Consider the following 11825-nt stretch of genomic DNA (forward strand, 5'->3'; position numbering starts at 1 on the left):
GGCTATCTCGAGGATCGCCGACCGACCTTGGGGATTCGTGGCGGTGAGGGGGCTCACCGGTGAAGGGTCAGTTAATTCAACCGGTGCTGTCATCGGTGCGGACCAGCACGAACACCAGTTCCGTGTCGCCGATGCGCAACACCGCTCCGTCGGACAATAACCCGCTGTCCACGATGCGCGCACCATTGACATACACGCCGTTGGAGGAGTGCAGGTCCTTGATCACCCAGGTGTGACCGTTGTCGATGAGCAGGGCGTGGTGGCGGCTGACCCGGCCGTCGGCGAGCGCGATGTCGTTATCGGACAGGCGGCCGATCCGGGTGGTGGAACCGACCACCGGGTGGACGTGCCCGGACCGGTCGCGCAGCAGCGCCTGCGGTTCGTGCCAGCTGCGGTCCACGATGGTGGTGGCGCGGGTGGCCGAGGCGGCGGCGACCTGGCGCACGCTGAGCGGGTCCTGGCGCAGGATGCGCGATTCCAGGTCCCGGATGCGGTGGCCGGGATCGATGCCGAGCTCCTCGGCGAGGATGCCGCGTAGGCGGCGGGCCGCCTCCAGCGCATCGGATTGGCGGCCGGTCATGTAGAGCGCGGTGATCAGCTGCTCCCACAGCGATTCCCGCAGCGGATGGTCACGGACCAGTAAGTTCAGTTCGGCGACCACGCCCTCGGCGCGGCCCTGCGCGATATCGGCCTCGGCGCGGGCCTCGATGACGCCGATCCGCTCGTCGTCGAGGGCGACGGCGTAGGCGTCGGCGAAGCCGAGCCCGCGCAGATCCGACAGCACCGGGCCGCGCCACTGCGCGAGGGCGTCGGAGAGGGCCTCGGTGGCGGCGACGAAGCGTCCCGCGGCCAGCGCGCGCATGCCGTTCTCGCGGCGGGTGCGGAAGCGGAAGACGTCGCAGGCGGTGTCCTCGACCACGATGCGGTAGCCGGTGCCCATGTGCTGGAGCATGGTCCGGGCGTCGATGCCGCCGTCGCGCAGCGGCTTGCGCAGGTTGGAGACGATGGCGTGCAGGCTGACCCGCACGTCGGGCGGCGGATTGTCCTCCCAGACGGCACTGGCCAGCGCGTCCACCGAGACCGGCCGGTTGGCGTTGATGGCCAGGTAGGCCAGCACCGCCCGCTGCTTGGGCCCGCCCAGCTGCTGCGCCACTCCGTCGATGGTCAGCTGCACCGGACCGAGCACGCCCACCCCCGCCCGCACCCCATCCATCGCCGACCTCCCGCCGGGCCCCATTTCTGGCCCGTCACTGTAACTTCGCACGGTCGCCCCCGCCCTTCGCATCCACCGAATACATCTCACCGAACTGGTCGGTCCCGCTCGCGATTTCGTTCCATCGACCGGGTACTGAGAAGCATGCACCGGTGCGGGCGGCTTTCGGGAGGGTGCCCGCACCAGCGCATGCGAACGGTATGGAGGTGGAGGGCGTTCGGGGGTCAGTGGTTTTCGGGGGTCAGTGGTTTCGGGGGTCAGGGGTTGAGGTTGTAGACCTCCACCGAGCCGACCATCGTCACCGGATAGTTGGCCTTCACCCAGGCGGTGATCTCCGCGCCGGTGGATCCGTTGGATTCGGAGCCCTGCCCGCTGGGTTGCTGACCGCCCGACTGCTGACCGCCCGGCTGCTGGCCGTTCTGATCCTGGCGGGGCTGGTGTCCACCACCGGCATGGGCGTTGCCGCCGGGCTGGGAGTTGTTCGGCTGCCCCTGGTTCGAGGCGCCGCCGGGCTCGTTGCCCTGACGCGGGCGGATCAGCAGGTAACCGATCTGGTGGTCGGCGACGTACTGCTGGAACTGGGCCAGCGTCGGGGACGGGTCGCGGCCGCTGAAGCCGCCGATCGCGAGCAGCGCCTTGCCGGTGGTCAATTCGAGGGTGGCGACGTCCTGCGCGCCGATCGCGGCGGCCGCCCAGCGGGCATCGCTGCCGTCGACGAGCGAGACGATCTGCGGATCGGCGACCCCGCCGCGCTGCCCACCACCGTATTGGCTTGGGCCACCGGCATTCTGGCCGGGACCACCGCGCTGGCTCCGGGCCGGGCCCGCGATCGGGCTGCCGCCCTGGTGCACACCGGCCACCGTCTCGAGGGTGTAGGCGGTGGGGCCGAGCAGCCCGGCCAGCAGCGCGAACACACCGATGGCGAGGGTGTACCGCGGCAGTTTCGGGGCGATCAGCAGCGTGGCCGCGGTGACCACCGCCAAGGCCATGAGCGTCCAGCGCAGCCACGGCAGCCATTCGGGCGTGCGGTGCAGGAGCACGAACGACCAGATGCCCGTGGCGAGAGCCAGGACCGCGAGGGTGACCCGCGCCGCGAGATGGGTTCGGCGCTGCCACAATTGGGTCGCGCCGATGCCGAGGACGGCGGCCAGCGCGGGGACCAGTTCCATCGAGTAATAGGAGTGGAAGCTGCGGCTCATGTAGCTGAGCACGATGCCGGTGACCAGCAGCCAGCCGCCCCACAGCAGCAGGCCCGCCCGGACACGGTCGGTGCGCGGCTGCCTGCGGGTCAGCCACAACCCGGCGATCAAGGCGATGAGCGCGGCGGGCAGCAGCCAGGAGAACTCGGTGGCCAGTTCACCGGAGAACAGCCGGGTGATGCCGGGCTGGGACCCGAATCCGCCGAAGCCGCCGCGCATCTGGGACGGATCGGGGTAGCCGCCCGGGGTGGGCAGGGCGGAGGGATTCGGCGCCGCCGACGGCGTGGGCGCGGCGGACGGCGTGGGCAGAGTCGACGGCATGGTGCGCGGTCCGCCGCCACCCCCGTTGTGGTTGCCCAGGATCCGGCCGAGACCGTTGTAGTCGACGGCCAGCTCCCACAGGCTGTTGCTGGTGGATCCGCCGATGAAGGGCCGCGAGCTCGCGGGCCACAGTTCGACCAGAGCCACGTACCAGCCCGCGGACAGCACCAGCGCCACGCCCGCGGACGCCAATCGCGTGACGCGCGTGAGCCATCCGCCCGCACCGGCCACCAGCACCACCAGCGCCAGCCCGGGCAGGACCAGGAACGCCTGCATCATCTTGGCGAGGAAGCCGAACCCCATGAGCACGCCCGCGCCGACCAGCCAGCCGGTGCCGCTGGACCAGAACCGTTGTCCCGGTGCGTCGATGGACCGCACCGTGCAGTACGCGGCGGCCACCAGCAGCAGCACCATGAGGGCGTCGGGGTTGTTGAAGCGGAACATCATGGCCGCCACCGGCGTGACCGCCAGCGCCGCGCCCGCGATGAGCCCGGCCGTGGGTCCGGCCCAGCGTCGCACCGCGGCGATGAGCAGCGCGACCGACGCGACGCCCATCAGCGCCTGCGGCACGAACATGGACCAGGCGTTGAAGCCGAAGATCCTGCCGGACAAGGCCATCACCCACAGTGCGGCGGGCGGCTTGTCGACAGTGATGGAGTTCTGCGGATCCAGCGAGGCGAACAGCAGCGCCTTCCAGCTCTGGGTGCCCGACTGCACGGCCGCGGCGTAATACCCGTTGCCCCAGCCCGCTCCGCCGAGTCCCCACAGGTAGACGACGGCCGTGGCGATGAGCAGCGCCGTGGTGGCCGCTAGTTCCCAGCGCGGCCGCCCACCGGCCGGGGACACGTCACCGTCCTTGGGTACGGCCGCATCGTCCGCAACACCGGTGATGGTCGACATGCCACCCGCTTTCTGTGCTGTTCCAACCCGATTTCTCTGTCGTCGCGGAGCCTAGGCCGCGGTATTTGACCACAGCTTCGAGACGGCTGGGAGTTCCCTGTGAGGGCCTGAGCTGCGACAGGAGGGCAGAAAAGCCGGAAGGGCACCCGCTGTGGCGGGTGCCCTTTCCAGGTATCCGGTCGTGCTTGTCAGTGACGGAGTAGCTCGAGCATGCTGGGGGACTCGAGGATCAGACCGTCGGGAGGGTGAAGGCGGCCGTACGGACCTTGTCGCCGTGCTTGAAGTCCAGGAACAGGCGGTAGGTGCCGCGGCCGGGGACGGCGGTGTGGAAGGTGACGTCCGGGCCGGGCGCGGTGACGCCGTCGCCGGGCTCGCCGTTCGGGTGCACGTGGACGTAGGCCAGGTCCCCGGCGCGCAGGATCACCAGGTGGCCGTAGGCGGCCAGGTAGGGCTGCAGGTCGGTGACCGGTTCGCCGTCCTTGCGCACGGTGAGGGTGAGCAGGCGGCCCTCCCCCGCGACCAGATCGCCGTCCAGGGTGACCTCGTAGCCGTCGACGGCGAAGGTGCGGTCGGGCTGCGGCGCGGCTCCCGGCCGGTAGTCGCCGGCGATGGCGAAATCCGCTCCGAGCGTGATGGTCCGGCCCAGGGCGCGCGGCGCGATATCGGTGAAGGCGCGGTAGGCGCCCGCCTCGGGGAGGTTCAGGCGGACCGTCCAGGTGCCGTCGGCCTGCCGTTCGGGGTGTACGTGCCAGAAGCCGGTGAGCTCGCGCTGCACGACGATCAGGTGCAGTTCCTTGTCGTGGATGGCGTCGAACTCGGTGACGGGTGCGCCGTCCGGGCCGAGGATGCGGAAGCGGAACTCGGTTTCGCCTGCGACGACGACCTTTTCGGCGAGATCGAGAGTGTAGCCGTCCTGGGTGACCTGGAGGCCGCCCGGCACTCCGGCGTCGTGACCGCCGTGCGCGGCATGGTCGCCGTGCCCCGCGTGGGCGTTGTGATCGGCGTGCCCGGTGTGCGCCGCGTGATCGGCATGGGCGGCGTGACCTTCGTGCCCGGCATGCGCGGCATGCGCGTTGTGGTCGGCGTGAGCCGCGTGCTCGGTGTGTCCGGCGTGCTCGCCGTGGGCCGTGTGGTCGTGGTGTCCGGTGTGGGCCTGGGTGGTCATTTCCTCGTCCTCTCAACTTCTTTCACTGCCTTACGGAAGATCAAGGTAATACCCCCAGGGGGTATCTGCAAGAGGTGTCGATGTGAACCGGATCACCGCGATGGCGGCCCCCACACCCAGGGCCGCGCGGTGCGGCCGTCACCAGTGCGCGGTGCCCGTCAGCCAGTCGACCATGAGTCGGGTCGCCTCAGGCAGTTTGGTGATCGCGCAATGTCCGGTGCCGGGGAGCAGATGCACCTCGGTGTCGCGCCGGCCCTCGAAGACCAGCGTGTCCGCTTGCGGGATGTGCACGTCGTCCGCGCCGTTCAGCACCAGCATGGGCGCGTTCCAGTCCCGGTCCAGCCACTTCCGGAGGCTGAACGCCGACATGCGTTGCGCGAGCTCGGCATCGGTGGGCTCGGCGTCGAAACCCATGGCATTGCCGACGATTCCGCGCATACCGTAGGCCCAGGTGCGGTCCGCGTCGAAGGAGCGCTCGACCGGGCCGCCCAGCACGATGGCGGCGTCCACCTCGGCGGCAAGTCCGGCGCGGGCGGAGTAGTAGCCGCCCATGGAGATGCCCAGATGCGCGACCCGGCCGCCGCCGAGACCGCGCGCCCGGTCGACGAGCGTGCGGACGATGCCATAGCCGGCGTCGTGCGAGAGGGGCACGGTCGTTTCGCCGGTGCCCGGGATGTCGAAGGCGAGCACCCGCAGCCCGGTGCGCAGCGCCAGGTCGGCGAACAGGTCATGCAGGTCCATTTTCCAGGAGTCGACGCCACCGGAGGCGATCAGGACCGGGTCGGTGGACGACCAGCCGGGCGGGGTCAGTACGTGCGCCGGGACCTCGACGCGGTCGCCGCGATGCGGGGACTCGATCGTGATGCGCTCGAAGTCGATACCGAAATCCGTTGCGGCGAGGAGGTATTGATCAACCTGCCGGGTCAGCGCGGTGCGCTTGAGCGGGTCGGCCAGGGTTGGGAATTTCGCCCAGCCGTAGGCGAGCGCGGCGCGCCGGTGCTCACCCTCGCGCCCGTATCGCTCAGCGAGCTCCGACCATTCACGGACCCAGCCGCCGGGTGCGTCGGCCCACATGGCGGTGATGGCGGCGCGGGTGGCGTCGACGTCCGCGGCGGGCAGCCCGGTGCCCACCATCTGCGGGTATCGCTCGACGAAAAGGTCCTGCGGGTCGACCTGCCAGTGGAACGCCATTCGATCCTCCTACCGTTAACGCAATTCAACTTGCGTTTGAGACGGTAGACCCACCTTCGGTCTAACGCAAGAGCTCTTGCGTTAATCTGATTCGGTGACCGACCCGATTCGCCGCCGCACCGGCGGCCGCTCCGCGCGCGTGCGGGAGGCCGTCCTGGCGGCCGCCCTGGACACGCTGGCCGCCGACGGCTTCGACCAACTGAGCATCGGTGCGGTCGCGGCCCGCGCGGGCGTGCACGAGACCTCGATCTATCGGCGCTGGAAGACCCGCGACCGCTTGGTCTTCGACGCGCTGCTCGAACACAGCGAGCAGAATCTGCCGGTCCCCGACACCGGATCGCTGCGCGCGGATCTGATCGAGTTCAACCGGTCGCTGATGGCGATCGTGGATTCGCCGCTGGGCACCGCGCTCGGACGGGTGATGGCCGGCGGGGAGGACGATCCGGAGTTCGCGCGGGCCCGGGCCGAGTTCTGGCGCACCCGGCTGGAGGCGGGCCGGGTGATGTTCGACCGCGCCGTCGACCGCGGCGAGCTGGCGGCCGCCCCCGACGCCTGGCTGGTGCTCGAAACCCTCACCGCGCCGGTGCATTTCCGCAAGCTGCTCACGCGCGAACCGTTCGACGACGATTACGCCGAGCGCATCGTCGACCTGGTGTTGAACGGGCTGCCGGCGACGCCGGGCCCGTCGTCGCCGGAATGACCGCGGTGCCGCTGGCCGGTTCCGGTCCGGGCGCGGCGTAGGGTCGGTAGCGAGCGTTCAGCTATCCCGTAGCCGCACCGCGTGATTCGCCGGTGGGAGAGGACGTAGCAATGTCGACCGGGGATACCGTGATCGTCGCCGTGGACGAATCGGCCGGCTCCGCCGTGGCCTGGGCCGCGCACACCGCCGCCCTGCACCACGCGCCGCTGCACCTGCTGCGGGTCCTGGAGATCACCCCCGATCAGGGTCTGGGCCTGGGCACCACGATCACCACCCAGGACTACGACCAACTGGAGGAGCACGGCACCTGGCTGCTGCAGACCGCGGCCCAGGCGGCCTCCGAAGCCTCCCCCGGCCTCACCGTCACCACCGAACTGACCACCGGCGCGGTCGTTCCGACGCTGCTGGAGCGCACGCACACGGCCCGCATGCTGGTCGGCGGCGCCCGCGGCGGCGGCACCCTGCGCCGCGCCTTGCTCGGCTCGGTCAGCTCGGTCCTGGCCCGCCGCGCCCACTGCCCGTTCGTGGTTGTCCGCGACGGCGTCCCGCTACCGGTGGATCTGCCGACCCGCCCGATCCTGGTCGGCGTGGACGGCACCAAGATCAGCGAGCCCGCCATCCACGCCGCCCTGGAAGAGGCCGCCGCGCGCGGTGTCGCGGTGATCGCCTTGCACGCGGAAGGCGCCTCCGACGACCCCGAGATGGACGCCCTCGACGACTACGTCCTCGCCGAATCCCTGGCCGGTTGGCAGGAGCGCTACCCCTCGGTCCGCATCGACCGCGAAACCACCCACGACACCCCCGAGCGCTCCCTGCTGGCCCTCTCCTCGGGCACCCAGCTCCTCGTCGTCGGCACCCGCGGCCGAGGCGGCTTCACCAGCAAGGTCTTCGGCTCCACCAGCCAGTCCCTGCTCCTCTCGGTGCAAACGCCGATCATGATCGCTCCCACGCCGTGAGCCGCACCGTCCCGCGGCCGTGGGCATCGGTCACCCGCGGGACGGAGGTCACAGCGGCGCCGGCTCGGTCGCCGCGACCCGATCGATCAGCGCCGTCAGCGCTTTCGTCGCGGACGCGGCGGTGGCGGCGATCTCGGTGAGGCCACTGGCGGCCAGGGTCTGTTCCATCACCTTGCGGGTCAGTTGACCGCGCCGGGTCGGGAAGACGAGCACCCGGCGGCGATCGGTGTCGTCCACCTTCCGCAGCACCAGGTTGTCGGCGATCATGGCGTCGATCAGGCGGGTCAGCGTGGCGGCGTTGAGCAGGGTGGCGTCGGCCAGCTGTGACATGGACAGTCCGGTACCGCCGGCCACCGCCTCGAGCACATGCCAACGGCCGACCGACGATTCGCCCAGACAGGTCGCGATCGCCCGGTCCAGTTCCTGTGACGCCCGCCGCACGAGCCGGGCGAGATCGTCCAGGGCGGCCGGGGCGGTGCTATCGTCCACCACAGCACTGTACAGCGCCATTCGATTTATTTTCACCTGCAAGTACCACGGGGTGATTCCCCGTGCCGCGACGAGCCCGCAGCGCGGATTCGCGCCGGGTCGATACGCGGAAAGCGCGGCGGGCGAAGCACCGTCGATACGCCCGCCACTCCCGCGCCGGTCAGCTCGAGACCCGCGCCGGAGTCAGGTCGAGATCCGTGGTTTTCACCGCGTCCGCGTAGGACGGCGACTGGCATTGCTCGGCACACCCCTTGGTGAGGGTGCACGACAGCGAAGACACCGGGCCGCCGTGGAATGGGCAGTCGTGCACCATATCCGGCAGTTCGTATCGCTTCCCGTCCACCACGTCCAGTAGCGTCTGACCGGCCCACAGCGGCTCCTTCTCGATCTCCTCCCGCAGCGGATTCGGCCGGGCCAGATAGTATTTCCCACCGGTGGCCAGGGCGATGAGCGGCGTCAGCACCACCGCCACCGCGAGCGCGAGATACGGCGACCAGGCCTGCAGGAACGAGCCGAAGACACCGAAGTAGGCCACGATCGACAGTCCCGACCCGGCGAGCATGGACACGAATCCGACCGGGTTGACCGGGTACAGGTAGGCCCGCTTGAACTCGATGAAGGGCGGGCTGATCTTCAGAATGCCCTTGTTGATCACCAGATCCGCGACGATCGCCCCGATCCAGGCGATGGCCACGTTCGAGTAGAACCCCAGAATCGTGTTCAGGACCGTGAACATATTGCCCAGCATGAGCGCCAGCGCGATGGCGATGTGCAGCGCCAGCCACACCACTCGCCCCGGATGCACGTGCAGCACTCGGCTGAAGAAGTTCGACCAGGAGAGCGAGCCCGAATAGGCGTTGGTGACATTGATTTTGATCTGCGACAGCAGCACCATGATCGTGGCGATGGTCAGCGCGACCGCATGGTTGTGAATGAGCGCGCCGTAGCCACCGAGGAACTCCTCGATCGGTTCGGTGGCCCGGGCGAAGCCCACCTGGCCGGCGACGTAGAAGGCCAGGAACGCGCCGCACAGCTGCTTGGCCGCGCCGAGCACCACCCAGCCGGGCCCCGCCGCCAGTACCGCCGACCACCAGCGCCAGGCCGGGGTCTCCGACTTCTCGGGCATGAAACGCAGGTAGTCGACCTGTTCGCCGATCTGGGCGATCAACGAAAGCGCTACGCCCGCACCGGCTCCCACGCCGATGGCGGTGACCCGTGCGGTGCCGCCGTCACCGGCCCAGGACAGGAAGCCGTCGAAGCCGGACGGATCGCCGACGGCAATGGTGACCAGCGGCGCCGCGAACAGGATCAGCCACAGCGGCTGGGTCCATACCTGGAATTTCGCCAGCGCCGACATGCCGTACAGCACAAGGGGAATGATCACCAGTGAGCCGATCACGTAGCCGAGCGGCAAAGGGATGTGAAAGGCCAGCTTCATGGCTTGCGCCATGATCGAACCCTCCAGCGCGAAGAAGATGAAGCAGAAGCTCGCGTAGATGAGGCTGGTCAGCGTGGAGCCGAAGTAGCCGAAACCCGCTCCGCGCGTGAGCAGATCCATATCCAGGTTGTACTTCGCGGCGTAATAGGCGATCGGGATGCCGGTCAGGAAGATGGTCACCGCCGCGACCAGGATGGCGATGACGGCGCTCGCCGCGCCGTGCGTGACGGCGATGGACGCCCCGATCGAGTAGTCCGCGAGGTAGGCGATGCCGCCGAGGGCCGCGACCGAACAGGCCATCGGACTCCAGCGGCGGAAAGACTTGGGCGCGTAGCGCAGTGAGTAGTCCTCGATATTGTCGCGCGCGGCCCACGCCTGGAACCGCTGCCACCGGGTGGTGCTCATGGTGTCGTTCTCCTCATTGTCGAGGCCGTTGGGCCTCAGATCCGCAACGAGAACAGACCATAGATGCGATATTTTCAGATGAATATAATCCATATGAAAATTAACGAGCCGGATACCGGGCAGGGATCCTGAAACTGGCAGTTAACCCACTGGTTTCGCCGCAGTGACATGTACCGCTTCGTATCGTGTTCAACTGAAATAGATACAAATGAAAATAATCCCCGGCCTCGGCGCCGGGGAGGACGGAGCGGCCGCGTGCCCTTTTACGAGTTCATCTGCCGCGAGTGCGGCGGCTTCGAACGCATCCACCCCATGGCCGAAGTGCCCGCGAAATCGGCGTGCCCGACCTGCGGGCAACCGGCCCGGCGACGAGTCGGCGGCGGGTCGCTGCTGCACGGCGACTCACTCGCGATGCGGCTGCTCGACGCTACCGCCCGCACCGCGGCCGAACCGCCGGTGGTGACCGCCCCGCCCGCCGGCAGCCGACCCCCGGTGACCCGAAACCCGTTGCACCGCAAGCTACCCCGTCCCTGAATCCCGAGGAGGAATCCATCCATGCCCGAACTGTTGTTCCCGCTCGATTCCGGCAAGAAGTTCACCGACCAGAAGTTCGTCGGCCACAATCGCTGGCATCCCGACATCCCGGCCGCCGTCACCGTCACACCCGGCACGGAATTCCGTGTGCACGTCCGGGAATGGTTCGATGGCGCGATCCGCAACGACGACTCCGCCGACGACGTCCGTGACGCTCCGCTGACCACCGTGCACTGCCTGTCCGGCCCGTTCGCCGTCACCGGCGCGGAACCCGGCGATCTGCTCATCGTCGACATTCTCGATATCGGCCCGATCCCGCAGGAGGATTCGGGCCCGCTGGCCGGTCAAGGCTGGGGCTACACCGGCATCTTCCCCACCGACAACGGCGGCGGCTTCCTCACCGAGCATTTCCCCGACGCCTACAAGGCCATCTGGGATTTCAGCGGCCACACCACCACGTCCCGCCACATCCCCGGCGTGAAGTTCACCGGCATCATGCATCCCGGCCTGATGGGCACCGCGCCCTCAGCCGGCCTGCTGGGCGCCTGGAACACCCGCGAAGCCGCGCTGATCGCCACCGATCCCGAGCGCGTCCCCCCGCTCGCCCTGCCACCCGAGCCCCGCGACGCCATCCTCGGCGCGCTGGCCGGAACCGAATTCGATCGGGTCGCCGCCGAAGCCGCGCGCACCGCCCCGCCCCGCGAGAACGGCGGCAACCAGGACATCAAGAACCTGACCCGCGGCAGCCGTGTCTTCTATCCCGTCTTCGTGCCCGGCGCCAACCTCTCCGTGGGCGATCTGCACTTCTCTCAGGGTGACGGCGAGATAACCTTCTGCGGCGCAATCGAAATGGGCGGATTCATCGACCTGCGCGTGGACCTCATCAAGAACGGTATGCAGCTCTACGGCGTCACCGAGAACGCCGTCTTCCTCCCCGGCAACGAAGGCCCCGTCTACTCCGAGTACCTGGCTTTCTCCGGCACCTCGGTCACCCTCGACGGCGAACAGCGCTATCTGGATTCCCAGCTGGCGTTCGAACGAGCCTGCCTGCACGCCATCGACTACCTCACCAACTTCGGCTACTCCCGGGAACAGGCCTACCTCCTGCTGGGCGCCGCCCCCATCGAGGGCCGTTTCTCGGGCGTGGTCGACATCCCCAATTCCTGTGCCACCGTCTACCTCCCCACCGCCATCTTCGACTTCCCCATCACCCCCACCGCCTCCGGCCCCACCAAGATCGACCCAGGCATCGGAGCGCCCCGATCGACCCGTTGACCCCCCCGCCCGGCACGCCCTCGTGCCGGGCGCCCCAGG

The 11825-nt window shown here is 69.1% G+C and carries 10 protein-coding genes; 4 read left to right on the forward strand and 6 right to left on the reverse strand.

The window, feature by feature from the left end; all coding sequences use genetic code 11:
- Positions 1-76 precede the first annotated feature (76 nt).
- The 4 genes from ABZ412_RS13645 to ABZ412_RS13660 form a co-directional block, all read right to left on the reverse strand.
- The gene (locus ABZ412_RS13645) at positions 77-1213 is read right to left on the reverse strand and encodes a BTAD domain-containing putative transcriptional regulator (protein ID WP_357280232.1); all 1137 of its coding nucleotides are present in this window, start codon (positions 1211-1213) and stop codon (positions 77-79) included.
- A 257-nt stretch (positions 1214-1470) separates the two neighbouring features.
- Complete coding sequence (locus tag ABZ412_RS13650; RefSeq protein WP_357280234.1) at positions 1471-3633, reverse strand: glycosyltransferase family 39 protein; 2163 nt, start codon at positions 3631-3633, stop codon at positions 1471-1473.
- Positions 3634-3862: 229 nt separating this feature from the next.
- The gene (locus tag ABZ412_RS13655) at positions 3863-4798 is read right to left on the reverse strand and encodes a hypothetical protein (RefSeq protein WP_357280236.1); all 936 of its coding nucleotides are present in this window, start codon (positions 4796-4798) and stop codon (positions 3863-3865) included.
- Positions 4799-4936: 138 nt separating this feature from the next.
- Positions 4937-5989 (reverse strand): alpha/beta fold hydrolase, encoded by a 1053-nt coding sequence (locus tag ABZ412_RS13660; protein ID WP_357280238.1) that lies wholly within the window; start codon positions 5987-5989, stop codon positions 4937-4939.
- A gap of 94 nt (positions 5990-6083) precedes the next feature.
- On the opposite strand from ABZ412_RS13660, the gene ABZ412_RS13665 reads away from it, so the two are divergent.
- Together ABZ412_RS13665 and ABZ412_RS13670 are read left to right on the forward strand one after the other, a co-directional pair.
- Positions 6084-6689, forward strand: coding sequence for a TetR/AcrR family transcriptional regulator C-terminal ligand-binding domain-containing protein (locus ABZ412_RS13665; protein ID WP_357280240.1), 606 nt, complete (start codon positions 6084-6086; stop codon positions 6687-6689).
- Positions 6690-6799: 110 nt separating this feature from the next.
- A complete protein-coding gene (locus tag ABZ412_RS13670; protein WP_357280242.1) occupies positions 6800-7645 on the forward strand; it encodes a universal stress protein in 846 nt (281 codons plus the stop codon).
- 48 nt (positions 7646-7693) lie between these two features.
- Here ABZ412_RS13670 and ABZ412_RS13675 read toward each other — a convergent pair whose 3' ends face one another.
- Complete coding sequence (locus tag ABZ412_RS13675) at positions 7694-8134, reverse strand: MarR family transcriptional regulator (RefSeq protein ID WP_357280244.1); 441 nt, start codon at positions 8132-8134, stop codon at positions 7694-7696.
- Between the two features lie 160 nt (positions 8135-8294).
- A complete protein-coding gene (locus ABZ412_RS13680; RefSeq protein WP_357280246.1) occupies positions 8295-9977 on the reverse strand; it encodes a cytosine permease in 1683 nt (560 codons plus the stop codon).
- Between the two features lie 255 nt (positions 9978-10232).
- Here ABZ412_RS13680 and ABZ412_RS13685 point away from each other — a divergent pair, with 255 nt between their 5' ends.
- Both ABZ412_RS13685 and fmdA read left to right on the forward strand, forming a co-directional pair.
- Entirely contained in the window at positions 10233-10511 is a 279-nt protein-coding gene (locus ABZ412_RS13685) for a zinc ribbon domain-containing protein (protein ID WP_357280247.1), read from the forward strand.
- A gap of 21 nt (positions 10512-10532) precedes the next feature.
- Positions 10533-11786 (forward strand): formamidase, encoded by a 1254-nt coding sequence (gene fmdA, locus ABZ412_RS13690; RefSeq protein ID WP_357280249.1) that lies wholly within the window; start codon positions 10533-10535, stop codon positions 11784-11786.
- Positions 11787-11825: the final 39 nt, after the last annotated feature.

Source organism: Nocardia sp. NPDC005746, assembly GCF_040630785.1.
Classification (GTDB): Bacteria; Actinomycetota; Actinomycetes; order Mycobacteriales; family Mycobacteriaceae; genus Nocardia.

Bases quoted from the DNA above. Each gene is read 5' to 3' on its own strand.
- fmdA (WP_357280249.1), top strand. From the start codon at position 10,533: ATGCCCGAACTGTTGTTCCCGCTCGATTCCGGCAAGAAGTTCACCGAC.
- ABZ412_RS13650 (WP_357280234.1), bottom strand. From the start codon at position 3,633: ATGTCGACCATCACCGGTGTTGCGGACGATGCGGCCGTACCCAAGGAC.
- ABZ412_RS13655 (WP_357280236.1), bottom strand. From the start codon at position 4,798: ATGACCACCCAGGCCCACACCGGACACCACGACCACACGGCCCACGGC.
- ABZ412_RS13670 (WP_357280242.1), top strand. From the start codon at position 6,800: ATGTCGACCGGGGATACCGTGATCGTCGCCGTGGACGAATCGGCCGGC.
- ABZ412_RS13680 (WP_357280246.1), bottom strand. From the start codon at position 9,977: ATGAGCACCACCCGGTGGCAGCGGTTCCAGGCGTGGGCCGCGCGCGAC.
- ABZ412_RS13645 (WP_357280232.1), bottom strand. From the start codon at position 1,213: ATGGATGGGGTGCGGGCGGGGGTGGGCGTGCTCGGTCCGGTGCAGCTG.
- ABZ412_RS13660 (WP_357280238.1), bottom strand. From the start codon at position 5,989: ATGGCGTTCCACTGGCAGGTCGACCCGCAGGACCTTTTCGTCGAGCGA.